General features: G+C 45.6%; 18 protein-coding genes and 1 riboswitch. Of the genes, 7 read left to right on the plus strand and 11 right to left on the minus strand.

Annotated elements, in window-relative coordinates:
* Positions 1–6 precede the first annotated feature (6 nt).
* Positions 7–115: riboswitch (TPP riboswitch) on the minus strand.
* Between the two features lie 53 nt (positions 116–168).
* Positions 169–2,013 (minus strand): monovalent cation:proton antiporter family protein, encoded by a 1,845-nt coding sequence (locus ACWJJ5_RS08585; protein WP_454022349.1) that lies wholly within the window; start codon positions 2,011–2,013, stop codon positions 169–171.
* A 227-nt stretch (positions 2,014–2,240) separates the two neighbouring features.
* On the opposite strand from ACWJJ5_RS08585, the gene prpE reads away from it, so the two are divergent.
* Positions 2,241–2,990 carry a bis(5'-nucleosyl)-tetraphosphatase PrpE gene (gene prpE, locus ACWJJ5_RS08590; RefSeq protein WP_070081632.1) on the plus strand — a complete coding sequence of 250 codons (750 nt, stop codon included), beginning with the start codon at positions 2,241–2,243 and terminating at the stop codon, positions 2,988–2,990.
* A 32-nt stretch (positions 2,991–3,022) separates the two neighbouring features.
* Here prpE and ACWJJ5_RS08595 read toward each other — a convergent pair whose 3' ends face one another.
* From ACWJJ5_RS08595 to ACWJJ5_RS08610, 4 genes are read right to left on the minus strand one after another with little or no spacing between them, the layout of a single operon-like run.
* Positions 3,023–3,916, minus strand: coding sequence for an RluA family pseudouridine synthase (locus ACWJJ5_RS08595; RefSeq protein WP_102421729.1), 894 nt, complete (start codon positions 3,914–3,916; stop codon positions 3,023–3,025).
* A gap of 14 nt (positions 3,917–3,930) precedes the next feature.
* Positions 3,931–4,731 (minus strand): NAD kinase, encoded by an 801-nt coding sequence (locus ACWJJ5_RS08600; protein ID WP_003155018.1) that lies wholly within the window; start codon positions 4,729–4,731, stop codon positions 3,931–3,933.
* A gap of 17 nt (positions 4,732–4,748) precedes the next feature.
* Positions 4,749–5,384 carry a GTP diphosphokinase gene (gene yjbM / locus ACWJJ5_RS08605; protein ID WP_003155019.1) on the minus strand — a complete coding sequence of 212 codons (636 nt, stop codon included), beginning with the start codon at positions 5,382–5,384 and terminating at the stop codon, positions 4,749–4,751.
* Between the two features lie 27 nt (positions 5,385–5,411).
* On the minus strand, positions 5,412–5,777 hold the full coding sequence (locus tag ACWJJ5_RS08610) for a UPF0738 family protein (protein ID WP_070081630.1): 366 nt from the start codon (positions 5,775–5,777) through the stop codon (positions 5,412–5,414).
* Positions 5,778–5,901: 124 nt separating this feature from the next.
* On the opposite strand from ACWJJ5_RS08610, the gene ACWJJ5_RS08615 reads away from it, so the two are divergent.
* The 5 genes from ACWJJ5_RS08615 to ACWJJ5_RS08635 all read left to right on the plus strand — a co-directional run bounded on the left by ACWJJ5_RS08615 (position 5,902) and on the right by ACWJJ5_RS08635 (position 9,136).
* A complete protein-coding gene (locus ACWJJ5_RS08615) occupies positions 5,902–6,477 on the plus strand; it encodes a CYTH domain-containing protein (RefSeq protein WP_146283634.1) in 576 nt (191 codons plus the stop codon).
* Between the two features lie 4 nt (positions 6,478–6,481).
* Complete coding sequence (locus ACWJJ5_RS08620; RefSeq protein ID WP_173612647.1) at positions 6,482–7,156, plus strand: lytic transglycosylase domain-containing protein; 675 nt, start codon at positions 6,482–6,484, stop codon at positions 7,154–7,156.
* Positions 7,157–7,385: 229 nt separating this feature from the next.
* Positions 7,386–7,784, plus strand: coding sequence for a globin domain-containing protein (locus ACWJJ5_RS08625; RefSeq protein ID WP_003155023.1), 399 nt, complete (start codon positions 7,386–7,388; stop codon positions 7,782–7,784).
* The gene (gene spxH, locus ACWJJ5_RS08630; protein WP_173612646.1) at positions 7,781–8,683 is read left to right on the plus strand and encodes a protease adaptor protein SpxH; all 903 of its coding nucleotides are present in this window, start codon (positions 7,781–7,783) and stop codon (positions 8,681–8,683) included. Before ACWJJ5_RS08625 ends, spxH begins: the two co-directional genes overlap by 4 nt.
* Positions 8,684–8,968: 285 nt before the next feature.
* Positions 8,969–9,136 (plus strand): hypothetical protein, encoded by a 168-nt coding sequence (locus ACWJJ5_RS08635; protein WP_003155026.1) that lies wholly within the window; start codon positions 8,969–8,971, stop codon positions 9,134–9,136.
* A gap of 37 nt (positions 9,137–9,173) precedes the next feature.
* On the opposite strand, the gene pepF is transcribed toward ACWJJ5_RS08635, so the two are convergent.
* From pepF to mecA, 3 genes are all read right to left on the minus strand, one after another.
* Positions 9,174–11,003, minus strand: a complete 1,830-nt coding sequence (pepF, locus tag ACWJJ5_RS08640) for an oligoendopeptidase F (protein ID WP_003155028.1) — start codon at positions 11,001–11,003, stop codon at positions 9,174–9,176.
* A 227-nt stretch (positions 11,004–11,230) separates the two neighbouring features.
* Positions 11,231–12,391, minus strand: a complete 1,161-nt coding sequence (locus ACWJJ5_RS08645) for a competence protein CoiA family protein (RefSeq protein WP_094247076.1) — start codon at positions 12,389–12,391, stop codon at positions 11,231–11,233.
* Positions 12,392–12,541: 150 nt separating this feature from the next.
* Entirely contained in the window at positions 12,542–13,198 is a 657-nt protein-coding gene (gene mecA / locus ACWJJ5_RS08650) for an adaptor protein MecA (RefSeq protein ID WP_003155032.1), read from the minus strand.
* A gap of 275 nt (positions 13,199–13,473) precedes the next feature.
* Between mecA and ACWJJ5_RS08655 the strand changes: the two genes are divergently transcribed.
* The gene (locus tag ACWJJ5_RS08655; protein WP_173612645.1) at positions 13,474–14,130 is read left to right on the plus strand and encodes a TerC family protein; all 657 of its coding nucleotides are present in this window, start codon (positions 13,474–13,476) and stop codon (positions 14,128–14,130) included.
* Between the two features lie 57 nt (positions 14,131–14,187).
* Here the strand turns inward: ACWJJ5_RS08655 and spx are convergent, their stop codons facing one another.
* From spx to ACWJJ5_RS08670, 3 genes are all read right to left on the minus strand, one after another.
* Positions 14,188–14,583 carry a transcriptional regulator Spx gene (gene spx, locus ACWJJ5_RS08660; RefSeq protein ID WP_003155034.1) on the minus strand — a complete coding sequence of 132 codons (396 nt, stop codon included), beginning with the start codon at positions 14,581–14,583 and terminating at the stop codon, positions 14,188–14,190.
* 178 nt (positions 14,584–14,761) lie between these two features.
* Positions 14,762–15,340, minus strand: coding sequence for a GNAT family N-acetyltransferase (locus ACWJJ5_RS08665; protein ID WP_003155035.1), 579 nt, complete (start codon positions 15,338–15,340; stop codon positions 14,762–14,764).
* A 117-nt stretch (positions 15,341–15,457) separates the two neighbouring features.
* Positions 15,458–16,645 carry a putative glycoside hydrolase gene (locus ACWJJ5_RS08670; RefSeq protein WP_454022350.1) on the minus strand — a complete coding sequence of 396 codons (1,188 nt, stop codon included), beginning with the start codon at positions 16,643–16,645 and terminating at the stop codon, positions 15,458–15,460.

A 16,645-nucleotide genomic window follows, 5' to 3' on the forward strand; every position in this document is an offset into this window, starting at 1 on the left:
CCCCAAAAAAATACCGCTCCACTTCCCTACGCAGGTCTGAACCTGTTCAAGTTATGAGGGTCTAAAAGTCTCACTTTTATCTCAGCCCTTATGAAGGACACCCCTAGTGGTCATACGATTAATGATTTATTTGTTATGCCTTCTATATTATCACGAATTGCAATTTGGTCAAGCTTCAAGGATTTTTCTCAGTTCCGACACGTAGTTGCGCGAGCCCGTGACGATGAGACGGTCTCCTGTTTTCAGCCGCGTGTCTCCGTGCGGAACGATGCTGTCCACACCTCTGAAAATCCGGACGAAAATCACATCGCCCATCAGCGGAAATTCCCGCAGAATGATGCCGTTATACGCCGGGTTTTCCAGATTGATCTGATATAACGAAGACTCCTCATTCGTCAGGAGGCTCATCACGCCCGGCGCCTCAATTAACGCGCGCAGCAGCGTTTTTGTAGACAGAAGGATAGAAAAAATACTGATGCCCTCTTCTTTCAGTTTTGTTTCATGCTCAACCGAGCCGACGCTTGCGATGATACGCTCAGTCCCTTTCTCTTTCGCTAGTAAGGCGATTTCAGCGTTCACATCTTCATTTCCCGTCGCCACGACAAGAATATCCGTTTTAAAAATACCGTGCGACTCAAGCGTGCCGGGCTCGTAATCAGAAATCGTGTCAACCGAAAATACGGATTCCGCAAGCGTTTCCCCGGCATTTTCCTGATACACATGGACGACCCGTACTTCATATTCCTCCTCTGGCAATTCCAGCGTAACCGGGAGCGTCATTTGGTTGGCACCGATAAATGTGATGCGCTTTTTTTCCTGCGGCGCGCTTTGCCGTTTGAATAATTTCTTAAAGCCGATCGGCGTGATGATGCTGGCAATAACCGCAACTAAAGTCAGCGCGCCGGACATATTGGCGCTGATAATGTGGAGCCTTTCTCCGATCGTAGCCGCCGCGATAACAAGCGACAGCGTGGACGTCAGCAAAAAGCCCGAAGCAAACACGGTTCTTTTGTCGTACCATTTCTTTAAATAAAACACAGGGAACATTTTGCTGATAAACAGCGCAAGCAGAAGCAGCGGAATCATCGTTAATGTTTTCGGATCTTGGAAAAGCGTCCAAATGTCCAATTTCACCCCGACCATGACGAAAAAGATCGGAATTAAAAACCCGTAGCCGAAGGAATCCAGCTGTTCCACCATTTCTTTATTCGGAGACAGAAGCGATACCAGAACGCCTGCCAAAAACGCGCCGAGAATATTTTCCGCCCCGAGAGATTCCGATAAAGCGACAAGCACGATAATCAGTGTGAAAATGGCTCTCGTGCCGATCTGCACGGTGCCTTTAGACATCGACTGCACAAATGAACGGTGTTTAAAGATCCTGCCGAAGAAATACAGCACGACCCCCGCGGCAAAGAGAATCAACAGAAGCCACATATTTCCGCTGTCTTCTCCGTAAAGAGAAGAGAAGAAAGCGAGCAGAATCATCGTAGCCAAGTCCGCGATAACGGCGACAAGCAGGATGATCTGGCCGATATTGGAGTTCATGATCCGTTCTTCCTTTAAAGTCGGGACCACCACACCGAGTGATATCGTCGAAATAATAAGCGTCATTAAAAATGCGTTTTGTATAAAACCGGCTAATACAAAGGCATAGGACAGCAGCAATGATAAAATAAAGATGCCGAAAAAGATAATCAGTGCGGCAGAAAACGTGTTGGGCGCTTCCTTGCCGTTCGGAAGGAGTTGTTTTTTCTTCCCTTTCTCAAATGAAGAAAAATCAATTTCCAAGCCGCTTAAAAACATTAAAAAGATAAAGCCGAGAACAGACAGCGTCTCCAGCCACGTGTCTCCCTGAACGACAAGATTCAGGCCGCTTTTTCCGATAATAAGCCCCATGATGATCTCCGCGACGACGACGGGGATGCTGAGCTTAAACCGATGTAAAAGGAGCGGCGTCAAAAAAGCGACGATCAAAACGACGACTAAAGATGCGACTGATGTGTGTTCCATTTGTAAATACCTCCTTAAAACAAGGGTTATAAAAGCCCGCTTTAAGCGGGCGAAACCTTACTTTTTTTTAAAAACATAACGCATATTCTAACAAGGCTGAACGCGAAAAAAAAGTGATAAGGCTTTATTTCTTTAATTCTTTTTTAATTTGTGCAAAAACAGCGTAATTAGGTATAGGAATTAGCCCCATAATAAATAAAAAACCGTTAATAAGGAGGCTGACACGAATGGCTTACGACATCATCAGCGATATACACGGATGTTATGACGAAATGATCGCCTTAATGCAAAAGCTCGGATATGAAGTGAAAGACGGAACGCCCGTCCATTCTGAAGGCAGAACGCTTGTCTTTGCGGGGGATTTAACGGACAGAGGCCCAAAATCCGTAGAAGTGATGCGTTTTGTGGCAAAAGCATATGAAAAAGGAGCCGTCCGTTATGTCCCGGGAAATCATTGCAACAAACTGTATCGTTACTTAAAAGGAAACCCCGTAAAAGTGATGCACGGACTGGAAACGACGGCAGCCGAACTGAAAGAGCTGTCTCCCGCCGACAGAACGGAAGTCTCCAGACAATTTATCCGATTATATGAGTCAGCGCCGCTTTATGATATTTTACATAATGGCGATCTCGTTGTCGCTCACGCCGGCATAAAAGCTGACGATATCGGTAAATACTCGCGTAAGGTAAAAGAATTTGTTCTGTACGGCGATATTACGGGTGAAACGCATCCCGACGGCAGACCCGTCAGAAGAGACTGGGCTGCCGACTATGAAGGTAAAGCGTGGGTTGTGTACGGCCATACCCCGGTAAAACGCCCCCGGATCGTCAACCATACGATCAACATTGATACAGGCTGCGTCTTCGGCAATCAGCTGACAGGCTTTCGTTTTCCGGAGCATGAAACCGTCTCTGTGGAAAGCTCAATGCCCTATGATGCTTCACGATTTCGCGAGGATCACGGCAGGCAGGCATGAAAAAAGCCCGAAACCGATAAACGGTTCGGGCTTTACAAGTGTTCAATTAATGTTTTCATATCGTCAGGCACCGGGGCGTGAAAAACGAGCGTTTCTCCGGTCATGGGGTGTACGAATGAAAGCCGCTCACTGTGAAGAGCCTGCCGGGCAATTCCCTCATTTTTTCCGCCGTACAGTGTATCACCGACTAACGGATGGCCGAGGTAGCTCATGTGCACCCGGATTTGATGCGTCCGCCCCGTTTCCAGCCGCAGGGCTGCAAGCGTAAACGCATGTCCCGCTTTTTCCGTTTGAAAATGCGTCACCGCTCGTTGTCCATCCGGCGTTACCATCCGCTCAATAATACTGTCGTGTTTTCTTCCGATGGGCGCGTCCACCGTTCCTTCCTTCTGCAGCATGATCCCGTGTACGACAGCGAGATACCGCCTGCTGACAAGCCCCTTTTTCTGCGCTGCCGACAAAAGAGAATGGGAAAGCCGATGTTTGGCGATGAGCATCGCCCCCGATGTATCCCTGTCAAGGCGGGTGACAAGATGAACCGTTGATGGCACGCCGCTTTTTCGGTAGTGGCTGATCACTCCGTTAGCGATGCTTTCCGACGGGTGTTCTCTTGATGGAATTGAGGAGACATACGGCTGTTTATTGACCACAAGCACATGGTCATCTTCATAAAGAATATCAAGCGGAACCGGCTCAGGCAAAAGCGTTTCACTCACATGCTCCTTCGGAAATTCAATCTTAAGCACGTCTCCCTCCGCTAACACGGTGCGGACGGTTACATGCTCTCCGTTCACAAGCAGGTCTCCCCCGCCGAATTTAATGTCAGCGAGAAGCCGCTTTGAAATGCCGAGCTGCGCCGTATATTCTTTTACCGTCATGCCGGCTTCCCGGGCAGTCATGTTCTTTTGGATAAAAAAGTTGTCCAATCCGTTTCCTCTTTCTATTCGCCTTTTCCGATAAAGGAATCCTGCACCCTTTTCCAAAACGGAAAAGGGCGGAATCTTGCAAATCTGACTTTTTCATTTGCCACACGGCATAGAATGGACTTGACATCCTTATGCAGCAAGGTTAAATGATCAATTGTGACTTGAAAGTCGACGTCGTTTCTCGGTTTGATGACACAGTTATGATGATCGGGAAGCAAAAGCGGCGAGCCGACAGTCCTGAACACTCTGTTGTTGATGGATGCCATTTCCGCAAGCTGAATCGCCCTGATGGAAGGGTGGATGATCGCGCCGCCTAACGCCTTATTATAAGCCGTGCTTCCGGAAGGCGTGGACAGACATAAACCGTCTCCCCTGAACGTTTCAAACAGCTGGCCTTTAATTTCCACGTCAGCGACGAGACTGCCTTCTATGCTTTTGATCGTACATTCGTTCAAAGCCAGATACCGCTCCTCACGCTCTTCATCATGATAAGTGACAATCACCTCAAGAAGGGGATACTCCACGGTATGATACGGCGTTTTGGCAATGGCCAGAACGAGCTTTTCTATCTCCTGCGGAACCCAATCGGCATAAAAACCCAAATGCCCCGTGTGAACTCCGACAAAAGCCGTTTTATCAAGACGGTCGCTGTACCTGTGAAATGCATAAAGAAGCGTTCCGTCACCGCCGACGGAAATAACGATTTCCGGCTCTTTTTCATCCAAGGTCATATCAAAATCGAGTAAATACGCCTGTATTTTGCTTTTCAGTGTATCTGAAACCTCGTCTCCTTTTGAAGAAACGGCAAATTTCATGCCATTCCCCTCCTTTCCTACTGGCGGTCTCCCGCTTTTTTCTTTCGCGAGAACGCGGCTTGGGCTTCCTGGATTTCTCCGCGGATTTCTGACATTTCTTCATCGAGCCGGGATGCGGCTTCTGAGGCCCGCTGCAGCCTCAGCTTCACTTTTTCGGGAATGTTCCCGCTGTATTTGTAATTCAGTGAATGCTCAATGGTTGCCCAAAAGTTCATGGCAAGCGTCCGAATCTGTATTTCCACAAGAACGTGCTTTTCTCCGGACGTTGTTTGTAAAGGATATAAAACGACAAGGTGGTAAGACCGATATCCGCTTTCCTTATGCTCTGCTATGTAATCCCGCTTATCGACAACGGTAAAATCTTTTCTGGCAAACAGCATATTTTTGACGATCTGGATATCATCGACAAATTGGCACATAATACGCAGCCCCGCGATATCCTGCATCGTTTCAATCTGATGAAGCGGTATGCTTTTTCGTCTCGCTTTTTCAAGTATGCTCGCCACCGGCTTCACGCGGCCAGTCACAAACTCAATCGGTGAGTGGTCATCTTCATACTCATAAAGGGTTCTGACGCCTTTCAGCTTCACCTTTAATTCTTCAACAGCCTGGCGGTATGGCGCTAGAAATTGCTCCCATTGTTTGTCATCCATCGTACATCCCCCAATTCCGAACCTGTTCTAAAGAAATACGTTTTTCACTTTTTCTTCCATATCTCCGTAGTTTGCATTATCTTTAATATTTTCAAGAAGATAATCGAGTTCTTCATGCAGCCCTGAAAGTTCAACCGTTTTTCCGCCGGCCTCAAGGACCGCCGGTTTTCCTTGGTCTAAGGCTTCTTTCAGATCCGGCCAGACATGTTCTTTTATAATGACATATTCAAAAGAGTCAGCTGATTCAAGTATGTATACAAAAGCAAAGTGATCGGAATCAACAAGCATTTGACCTGAGGCTTTGCGTTCCGCTCCGCTTAAGTCTTCTCCGCACTTCAAGCGGAGCGCGTCTTCTGTTAATGATGCATTCTGGATTTCAATTCTCTTTTGCATAATGTTCTCCTTTTTTAACAAAGTACAGCATTTATTTTATCATATCAAGGTCGATATTGATAAACGTAACCTCTAAAGAGATAATGGGAATTATACAATTTTTCGTCCTGAAAGGAAGACTGTCATGACCCAAGAAATAGAAATTGAATTCAAAAACCTGCTGACAAAATCAGAATTTCTGAAGCTGAGTGAAGCACTCTGCATGAAAGAACATGATTTTAAACAGCAGGTCAATCATTATTTCGACACGAAAGATTTTTCCCTGAAACAAAAAAAATCAGCACTCCGCATCCGAGAAAAAGACGGCTCGTTCGTTCTGACTTTAAAAGAACCTGCCGCGGTCGGTCTGCTGGAAACGCACCAACAGCTTGCGGCGGCACCGGATCTTGACGTCTTCAAGATTCCGGATGGCCCCGTCAAACGGCAGCTGGACGGTCTAGGAATCCGTTCAGAACACATTTGCTATTTCGGGACGCTGTCGACCGCACGCGCGGAAAAAGAATCAGAAAAAGGCTTAATCATTTTAGATCACAGCCGATATTTAGAGAAAGAAGACTTTGAATTGGAATTCGAGGCTGCTGACTGGGATGAAGGAAAACGGGCGTTTGAACAATTGCTCAAGCAATTCGGCATCCCAGAGCGGATCACGAAAAATAAAATCCAGCGTTTTTATGAACAGAAACAAAAAAAGGTGGAATGACACAGTGAATATAACGAATTGGGCGGCCCTTCTCCAGCTGCAGTCAATGGCGCTGCAATCAATCTCTCATACAAGCACGGCTTCAGGCGGACAATCTTCAGAAAGCCCGCTTGCCAATTTCAGCGCGCTGCTCAGCCAGTATACGGACACAGCCGTCCGGCAGCAGCCGGAATCAGGGATTTTAAACGGTGTGCGGACCGCTCACGCTTCATATTCACCGAGAATTCCCGTTTCATCCGGTTCCGCGGCAGCTTCCCCGGGCATAAAGTCTCCGGATGCGGCTTCTGATATCAGCACCGGAAACTTTTCAATAGACAGCGCCATTCAGAAAGCGGCCGAAAAATACGGAGTGGACGAAAAGCTGATCCGCGCGGTTATTAAACAGGAATCAGGCTTTAATCCGAAAGCTGTCAGCGGTGCGGGGGCAATGGGACTGATGCAGCTCATGCCTTCCACGGCAGAATCACTCGGGGTGTCAAACCCGCTTGATCCCGTCCAGAACGCTGAGGGCGGCACAAAGTACTTAAAGCAGATGCTCACGAAATACGACGGAAATGTATCTCTCGCGTTAGCCGCCTACAACGCAGGCCCCGGCAACGTAGATCGGTACGGAGGCATTCCGCCGTTTAAGGAAACACAGCAATATGTCAAAAACATAACCCGGCAGTATTACGCGTAAACCAGAGAGGCTTCCTTCGCCCTCTGGTTTTTTTTGCGGAGTGAAATCTTACACATGAATGAAGGCGATGTGATATGATATGAAATACAAGCGCCTGACAGAAAGGCACTTTGTTTGTAGAAATAAAATGTTATTGCTAAAATATACAGTAACTGAAGATAGTAAAACTGAAAGATAAATTCGCAATGGGAATTATGATTCCTATTAGCCATATAAAGGAGTAGTCAACATGGGACAATCGTTTAACGCACCATATGAAGCGATTGGAGAGGAACTTCTATCGCAACTTGTTGATACTTTTTATGAGCGTGTCTCGTCTCATCCCTTGCTGAAGCCGATATTTCCAAGTGATTTGACTGAAACGGCCAGAAAACAAAAGCAATTTTTAACCCAGTATTTGGGTGGACCTCCTCTTTATACTGAAGAGCACGGACATCCTATGCTCAGGGCAAGGCATCTCCCCTTTCCGATTACGGACGAGAGGGCTGATGCGTGGCTAAGCTGTATGAGCAAAGCGATGGATCAGGTCGGGCTGGAGGGCGATATTCGTGAATTTCTGTACGGGCGTCTGGAACTGACGGCCAGGCATATGGTAAACCAGTCAGAAGCGGAGGATCGATCATATTGACGAATTATCAGCATGAGCAATACTTCGCCCATTGCCACGGACATCCAAAAAAACCGCTCGAAATTTACATGTTTGTCGACCCTTTATGTCCTGAATGCTGGTCGCTGGAGCCCGCCATAAAAAAATTAAAAATCAAATACGGACGTTTTTTCACCCTGCGGATCATTGTTTCCGCGAGCATTACATCGCTGAATAAGCAAAAGCGGAAAAAACACCTTCTTGCCGAAGCTTGGGAAAAAATTGCGAACCGTTCCGGGATGCCCTGTGACGGAAGCCTTTGGCTTGAGCAGGATCAGCCTCTTTCATCGCCCTACCTTGCCGCACTCGCTTTAAAAGCGGCCGAACTGCAGGGAAGAAAAGCGGGCATTCTGTTTCTCCGCAGCATGCAGGAAAGCCTGTTTGTCTCCAAGCAGAATATTACGGATGAAGACGTTCTTTTAGAAATTGCCGAAAAGACGAAATTGGATGTTGAAGAATTCAAGCGCGACCTCCATTCGCAAAGCGCGGTAAAAGCGCTTCAGTGCGATATGAAAATCGCGGCGGAAATGGACGTCACCGTCAACCCGACATTGACGTTCTTTAACAGTCTGCATGATGATGAAGGGCTGAAGGTCCCCGGCAACTATTCTTATGACGTATACGAAGAGATCTTATTCGAAATGCTCGGGGATGAACCGAAGCCTTCTGAAACGCCGCCTTTGGAATGTTTCATTGAATATTTCCGGTTTGTCGCATCGAAAGAAATCGCACTCGTTTATGATTTGAGTCTAGAAGAAGTTGAAAAAGAAATGAAAAAACTGGCATTCGCCAAAAAGGTCGCCAGAGTGGAAGCAAAGCACGGTCTGTTTTGGAAATCTCTGGCCGGCATCCAGGAGGATGTCACCTGTTGTGATCATTAAAAAAAGCTGATTCCTTACGGAGCCGGCTTTTTTTGTGCAAATAAAGAAACCGCGCCGGGATAAGCGCGGTTTCATATGTCTTAACGACAACAAAGGGGATGGGAGAAATTTTTCACGGTCAAACAAAGGGGTAATGTTTGTTTGTGATCAATTTCACATCCTTATCATATCAAATCTTGTCGAGTTTTGACAAGCCATAAGATTAATGTTCATATTTTTGTCACAAAACATAACTGACTGCTTGTTTTCATAGAATATATCAATCATAAACAAGGAGGGAAATCAATGCTCCGCACCGTATTGATCATCGGAATGATTGTGTTTTTCTTCTTTTTAAACCTGCTGGCCATGATGCACATGCTGCCGATTTACATTACATCTCCCCTGCTGTTTCTGTCCATATTGTTTGCCTTGTACCGGCTGAATCACCGAAAAACGTTTAAGGGGTTTTAGAAAAAGCCTGCGCATTTAATGCACAGGCTTTTTTGAATTACGAAGGGTTCACTTTCGAAAGAAGCTCTTCCATTTCGTTCAGTTTCTCTTCAAACATTTTGCAGGCCGCCTCGATCGGTTCAGGCGATGTCATATCGACTCCCGCTTTTTTCAGTATGTCGATCGGATATTCCGAGCTTCCCGCTTTTAAGAATTCGGTATAGCGCTCCACCGCAGGCTTGCCTTCTTTTAAGATCTGGCTGCTCAGCGCTTGGGCCGCACTGTAGCCTGTCGCATATTGATACACATAATAATTGTAATAGAAATGCGGAATTCTTGACCATTCCAGACTGATTTCTTTATCAATCACCATGTTGTCACCGAAATACTTTTTATTCAGATCATAATAAAGTTCGTTCAGCAGTTCAGGCGTTAGCGGCTCGCCTTCCTGCGCTTTCGTATGAATCAGATGCTCAAATTCAGCGAACATCGTCTGTCTGAACACTGTGCCTCTGAATCCTTCAAGCATGTGGTTGAGCAGGTACAGACGCTGTTTTTCATCCTTTAAGCTGTTCAGCATATATTCACCGAGCAGCGCTTCATTAGTCGTTGAAGCGACTTCAGCGACAAAAATGCTGTAGTTACCGTACGGATACGGCTGATATTTTCTCGTATAGTAGCTGTGCACGGAATGGCCGAACTCGTGAACGAGCGTAAACAGATTATTGACATTGTCATGCCAGTTCATCAAGATGTACGGATTCGTGCCGTATGTACCGGACGAATAAGCACCGCTGCGTTTTCCTTTGTTTTCGTATACATCGACCCAGCGGTTTTCAAGTCCTTCTTTTAAAATAGACGCGTATTCCTCGCCCAGCGGAGCAAGTCCTTTGAGCATATAATCTTTCGCTTCCTCATATGTGACCTTCATTCCCGAATCTTTTACAAGCGGTGTGTACAGGTCATAAATATGGACTTCATCAAGGCCGAGCACCTTTTTCCGCAGGTCAATGTAACGGTGTAATAACGGAAGATGTTTATTGATCGTTTTGATAAGGTTATCGTAAACTTCTTCAGGGATGCTGTTATTGGATAACGCCGCTTCCCGTGCTGATTTATATTTTTTCACACGGGCGTAAAAATTATCTTTTTTCACAGTGCCGCTGAGTGTAGTCGCCATCGTGTTTTTATACTGTCCGTATGTTTTATATACGGCTTCAAATGCGTTTTTGCGGACTTCACGATTGCTGCTTTCCAGGAAATTAATAAAGTTGCCGTGTGTGATTTGAGTTTCCTTGCCGTTTTCATCCTTAATCGACGGAAACGTAATATCGGCGTTATTTAAAACGCTGAATGTATTGGAAGGTGACGACAGCGCTTCTGAGGCTTCCGCAAGCAGGGCCTCTTCTTGTTCGCTCAGCACGTGCGGACGCTGTTTTGTAATTTCTTCAATTGCATGGGAGTAAAGCTTAAGCTCCTCTTTTTCCAGAATAAACTGGTGCAGCTTGTCCTCCTGAATCGCCAAAATTTCCGGTTCAATGTAAGCAGTCGCGCTGGCAGCCTGAGAATACAGGCTTGCGGCTTTGTCGTTCAGCCCTTGGTAGAAAGAATTTCCCGTATCCTGGTCTGAGCGCATATGTGCGTATGCATAAAGTTTCCCAAGGCGGTTCGTCACTTCATCCTGTGCCGTAAGCGCCGCGTATAAATTATCAGCCGAATGAGCAAGCGTACCTTTAAAAGAAGATAAATTCGGAATTAATTCTTTAACTGCTTGAAATTCTTTATTCCAGGCCTCATCACTAGGAAAAATATCCTCTAGTCTCCATGTATGCTCTGCCTTTACTTCACTTCTGTCAGGCAGCTGTGCTGCTTTATTTTCCTCAGTCATGGTGATCCCCCTCGTTTTCTTTACTTCAAGCCAATTGAAAAAACGATTGTTTCTCCAAAAACTTGTGTTGTGATTATCTTCCGGCTTTTCACTGCCTTTTGTCAAATCATATGCGGCATATAAGACCGAGCATACCAATAATACAGTGAAAAAACGAAAACAAAATGCTTGTACGCCCCTCACATTCGCCACCACCTTGACGTTAGGGTGAACGAAATGAAGCATTCTCATTCCCCAAAAAAGAGCAGGTCCCGCCGGCGCAGCTCTTCTGCCGTTTGAGGGCGCTTCTGCTGAGATGAGGGCATATATACTTCATTCTCAATTTCCCTTAAAAAATCCTGCAAGCATAAGAAATCAGCATATTGTTTTACCGCCATTCCGATAAGGCTGTCTTGTGAACCATACCGCATCCGGATCTCCTTATGCCTGATTTTTTGCCGTAAATCATGAACCATGCCGGATAATCGGATCGGAGCGCCTTTTTCAAAAAGTTCCGCAAGCCGCAAGTATAAATGGCCCTGCCACACAAAAACGGGACTTGCAAACACAAAGCCCGCTGAAACGGGAATAAACACTTCAGAGGGGAGAAATGGAAATGCAACCTGATGTCTTTCGTAAAAAAGACGCCGGATAAGACCGGCATCTTCTGATAAAAACCGCCCGCTTTTGCTGCGGAAGCCGGCAACGGCACGCCCCCACGAGGGAAGTCTGACGCTGTGCCGCCCTTCCGGATGACAAATGTCTTTCAGGTTTGCTTTGTGAAGAGGGATTGTGGTTAAGCCGGCATAAGAATAGCCGGTGTAAAACGGAGTGATGGAATGCAGCCTGTAAAAGGAGCGGGCGTCGGGGCAGTAAAACATTAAGGAGGAAAATGAATTGACTTCAAAGAACTGCCAGTGAAAAGCAGAAAGCCGGAAAAATTGCGCGGCCATCCGTTTTAACCGTTTTGCCCCGATGATCCAGACCGGCCGGTACCCGGCGTTTTTCAGGCCTGCCGTCCGGCTCTTTAAAGAGTCCGCCGAAAGGTTCGCACATTGAAATTCAAAAGCCAGCCTTTCTTCTCCGCTTTCTGCCGTCAAGTCAGGCCGCTGTCCAGCGGAAGTCAGATACGGTTCCAGGCTGACACTGCACCCTTGTGTCTTCAGCCAGAGAAAAAGCTGTCTTTTTCCTTCCAGATGGTATTCGCTTTCAGGTTCGGATTCCCCGGGACACAGCCTGCTTTTTTTATGAGCGAAGTGCGGCAGTTTCTCCCGTCCCAGTTTGATATCAAGCTCACTTTTGCAAACGGGGCAGAACCAGCGTTTCTTTCTCAGCTCGGCCGCTTTTTCCTTTGAATAGCTTCCGGCCAGCTGAATGAGCCGTCCGTCGGCAGTCACAGCACTGAACATGTTGCATCTTCTCCTTTCCTGAATCTTGTTGTATTCAGCAGGAAGAAGGCATAATCCTGTTTGCGGATGAGAGCCGTTATACGGTTTTCAGCCGTTCATCCTGTCATTCAGAACAAAAAAAACCGATTTCTGCTGAGAGAAATCGGTTTGTTATGATGCAAAGTGTTTTTTTATTGTATATAACGCATGATCAGCGATCACCAATTTGCCGTATTCTTCAAGACGGTGAATGCTGACTGATGATTCGTGCGCGTACTCCAACAGGATGCTTAGCTGATTTTCAACCTCTTCATCAGTTTGCTCATAAAAATCTGCATATAAATAATATCGGTCTTCAAACGAATACAAGGTCGTTTTGATTCCGTTAAGATTCAATTTTGATAGCGAGATGAGATCCTCAAAATCATCGAACCGCAAAGTGAACTGAAGCTTTTGCTCCTTATCTTCCCGGCTCTCGGCCTGCTCTTCTTTCTGGAAATCATCAAGTAAAGCATCGAGATTTTCATCTGCCGGCTCTTGTTTTTTATCTTCCGGGATCGGCAGTTCGAGTTTTTGTCCGTCCTTGGAAAGCTGGGCTTTTGTTACGATTATTTCCAGTCCTTTGTCCAATGCCTGAACCTGAATCCAAAGAGGACCCTCGACAGCGAATTCCTCTTCATCATGCACTTCATCCATGACTTCCCAGAACAGTTCTTCACTGCGCTCGCGATTGTACCAGATTTCTTCTCTGTCAAAACCGCGATCTTCAATATCACCATAAGACATATAAAATTTTACAGTATGCTCATTAATTCTTTCTATTTCCATTTTGCCAACCTTCCCTTCTTTATAAGATGTTGAAGGGACATCTAAGCTCCCGATGAATAGTACTTTACTACACTTTACCCATTCCGTCCACATCTTAACCTTATAGAAGACAGCGCAAATTCTTTATATTTCTATTTTATGATAAAACAGTTATAAAAGAAATAAAAAAGCATTTTCACACTGAAAAACAGGCTTTCTCCCGGTTCCCATCATAAATAGCGCACTGCTTCATATATTAGCTGTACAAGCAATCGATCTATAAGCGAGGTGTTACCATGCCGCACGATTACCTGCTGTCCCTTCTGCTTATTATCGGGATTGACCTTATTCTCGGCGGTGACAATGCCGTCGTCATCGCGATGGCCAGCCGGAATCTGGCCCATAAACAAAGACAGCAAGCGATCATCTTCGGAACATTTATCGCAGTCATCTTGAGAATCGTTCTGACGAGCGCTGCGGTCTATTTATTGAATGTTCCTTTTTTACAATGCGCAGGCGGGGTATTTTTATTGTATCTCGGCTATCAGCTTCTGATTGAGAAGAAAGATGCGCAGCATGTGAAAAGCAGTTCTTCTCTTTGGAAAGCCATCCGCACAATCGTTCTGGCTGATATCTTTATGTCGCTTGACAATGTCATCGCAGTAGCCGGCGCTTCTCACGGTGAGCTGACACTTGTAGTGATCGGTCTCTTCATCTCGGTGCCGATTATTATTTGGGGCAGCAAGCTCGTTCATGCCGCCATGGAAAAAATGCCTTTATTGATGTATGCCGGGAGCGGTCTTCTCGCATTTACCGGCGGTGAAATGATTGCCGGAGACAGCAAGCTGTCATTTTTCATGGCAGAACACGGCATGATACAGATGATGCTGCCGATTTTGACCGTCGTTTTTGTTATCCTCGCCAGTATGATTTACCAGCAGACTGAAAAATAACAAAAAGCCCAAACCGCGATGGTTTTGGGCTTTTTCCATGCTTATCGTAAGCTTATATCAGTTGGCAAGACGCTGTGCTTCTCTTAATTGGAAAGAACGCACTTTTCTTGGCAGGAATCGTCTGATTTCATCTTCGTTATAGCCGACTTGCAGACGTTTTTCATCAATGATGATCGGACGGCGGAGCAGTCCCGGATGCTCATTGATCAAAGTATATAAGTCTTGAAGCGGCATAGATTCAACATTTACGTTCAGTTTCTGGAATACTTTAGAACGGGTAGAGATAATTTCATCCGTACCGTCTTCAGTCATACGCAGAATCTGCTTGATCTCATCAATTGATAACGGCTCGGAGAAAATGTTTCTTTCTACAAACGGAATCTCGTGCTCTTCAAGCCAAGCTCTTGCTTTTCTGCATGACGTACAGCTAGGTGATGTGTATAATGTAACCATTAATCTTCACTCCTCTAATTAGTAGGATGAACATGTTTGTATTCTCAAATTGAAATGACTTTAAAAAAGGAATCTTTATAGGTATTATACTATAAAAAAGTAAGTGTGAACAGTCTCCTGAGAAAAAAATGTGTCAATCCGGCAAATTTACGGCTGGCGGATTTTTCCCCATTCTCAATTAGCTCAGCTGATCGAAAATGTTTTTTTGTTTTTTCTCATCAATGACTTTGAGAACTTCATCCGTTTTTTCGTATGATTCTCCGTACCATTTTTCATCTTTATAAGTGTGAATGTTTTCATATGTCTGTTTCATCGCTTCAAATATTTCTTCTTCTGATTCCGTCTTAGGTGACCAGTACAGAATCTCCATTTTGTTCACTTCATTCGTAGCCAATGACCGGCGCCGATACCCGATTGACTGCGCGTGCTTGAAATGCTCTCTTTGATAAAAACGCAAGCGTTTCTGTGTATCCGTGTCATCCTCGTCAACAGGCTCCACCTCAAGCAGAATCGGCTTGTTCTTCTTTTTCAGTCTGCCGATCAGCTTGCTTCCGAGGCCTTGTCCTCTGGATTTCTTTGACACAAACAGGTAATCAATAAAGATGAAAGAGTCAAATTCCGCATACATCAGCACGTGGTACTGCCCCTCTTCTTTATGATAAACATCACTTTGCTCCTTTAACAGAGCTTCCATATGCGCTTTTGATTTCATTTCTTCAATCGGAAAATATTCACTCAGCTTTTCGTACCAGTTCATTCATTTGCTCCTTATGGGTTCGTTGTCTTCACACTTTTAGATATACCCCATTTCCGATTGTTTAAACAATCTTACATCTATTAAGACGTGTGATCCCTTAACATGGTTTCAATTTTTTTAAAATGGTGTGTAATCGACGTTTTTGGTATAACGGTTTGCCGCGTCCCACAATAAAAATTCGTCAATTCCTTCATCATGCAGCGCTTTAACCTGGTCTTCCACCTGGCGTTTCCCGTACTTTTGATAATTTCCGCTGCCGAGATATGATGCCGTGAAGTCCTGAAGCCACGGGCGCGATACAGGCGGGTGTTTCAGCTTAGACAGCTTTTTATTTTCCACCTTCGCATATTCTTTGACGACATTGTAAGGCTCAAGATCCGGTTTATCAATGCCGAAATAGCTTGTCCAATGGCTCGGATAAATCATGGATGAAATGACATCGACCTGGTCTGAAATTTTGCTGAAATTCTGGCCGATACCAGGCGCTTCCGGCAGCGTGGCTGAATAGCCGAAAATATCAACCGACACATCCGCGCCGTACGGCTTGAGTTTTTTCTTCGCATAACCGACAAAATCGGTGACGGCGTGAACGCGTTTTTGCACATTGCTGTCTGCTGTTTTTCCGTAATCGCCGTGTCCGTATGTCAGTTCGTCATCACGTTTTTCAAACCCTTCAGGAAAACGGACATAATCAAACTGAATTTCTTGAAACCCCATCTTTACGGCTTGTTTTGCAATCTTTACATTGTAATCCCATACTTCTTTCATAAACGGATTGACGAACGATTCGCCGCGGCCGTTTTTCCAGACACTTCCGTTTTTTTCTTTAAAGGACCACTCCGGCTTTTTGTTCGCGAGTTCGCTGTCTTTAAATACGACAATACGCGCGATCGGATAGATCTTTTTTTCCTCCAGCTTTTTCATCATCTTTTTTGGGTCTTTGATGTACGGCTTGGCGATTTTGGCATACTCAGAATGGCCGTCCGGCTTAAAGGTGAGGTTCCCGTTGTCGTCCTTGACATCAATCACCATTGTATTGAGCTCCGTTTTGTCCACAAAGTCTGTCAGCTCCCCGAATTTGCTTCCTCCCGCTGAATGTCCTGTGACGTAAATGCCCCGCACCTTATCAGGATGTGTAAAATGCAGCCCTGACGGATAAGCGAACCGTGCATTTGATTTCGGCAGTTCTTTTTCAGCCAGCGCTATTTTTACAAGCGGCTGCTCCTCTTTCACAGCGGCGCGGGCCGGATAAGCGGCTGCACTGATAAACAGTCCCGCACAAATGGCGCACAAAATGGTTTTCAT

The organism is Bacillus sp. JK74, assembly GCF_053663395.1.

Bases quoted from the DNA above. Each gene is read 5' to 3' on its own strand.
- ACWJJ5_RS08665 (WP_003155035.1), bottom strand. From the start codon at position 15,340: ATGAACTGGTACGAAAAGCTGAGTGAATATTTTCCGATTGAAGAAATG.
- mecA (WP_003155032.1), bottom strand. From the start codon at position 13,198: ATGGAAATAGAAAGAATTAATGAGCATACTGTAAAATTTTATATGTCT.
- pepF (WP_003155028.1), bottom strand. From the start codon at position 11,003: ATGACTGAGGAAAATAAAGCAGCACAGCTGCCTGACAGAAGTGAAGTA.
- ACWJJ5_RS08615 (WP_146283634.1), top strand. From the start codon at position 5,902: ATGACCCAAGAAATAGAAATTGAATTCAAAAACCTGCTGACAAAATCA.
- ACWJJ5_RS08635 (WP_003155026.1), top strand. From the start codon at position 8,969: ATGCTCCGCACCGTATTGATCATCGGAATGATTGTGTTTTTCTTCTTT.
- ACWJJ5_RS08610 (WP_070081630.1), bottom strand. From the start codon at position 5,777: ATGCAAAAGAGAATTGAAATCCAGAATGCATCATTAACAGAAGACGCG.
- ACWJJ5_RS08645 (WP_094247076.1), bottom strand. From the start codon at position 12,391: ATGTTCAGTGCTGTGACTGCCGACGGACGGCTCATTCAGCTGGCCGGA.
- ACWJJ5_RS08600 (WP_003155018.1), bottom strand. From the start codon at position 4,731: ATGAAATTTGCCGTTTCTTCAAAAGGAGACGAGGTTTCAGATACACTG.
- ACWJJ5_RS08655 (WP_173612645.1), top strand. From the start codon at position 13,474: ATGCCGCACGATTACCTGCTGTCCCTTCTGCTTATTATCGGGATTGAC.
- ACWJJ5_RS08625 (WP_003155023.1), top strand. From the start codon at position 7,386: ATGGGACAATCGTTTAACGCACCATATGAAGCGATTGGAGAGGAACTT.
- yjbM (WP_003155019.1), bottom strand. From the start codon at position 5,384: ATGGATGACAAACAATGGGAGCAATTTCTAGCGCCATACCGCCAGGCT.
- spx (WP_003155034.1), bottom strand. From the start codon at position 14,583: ATGGTTACATTATACACATCACCTAGCTGTACGTCATGCAGAAAAGCA.
- ACWJJ5_RS08585 (WP_454022349.1), bottom strand. From the start codon at position 2,013: ATGGAACACACATCAGTCGCATCTTTAGTCGTCGTTTTGATCGTCGCT.
- prpE (WP_070081632.1), top strand. From the start codon at position 2,241: ATGGCTTACGACATCATCAGCGATATACACGGATGTTATGACGAAATG.
- ACWJJ5_RS08670 (WP_454022350.1), bottom strand. From the start codon at position 16,645: ATGAAAACCATTTTGTGCGCCATTTGTGCGGGACTGTTTATCAGTGCA.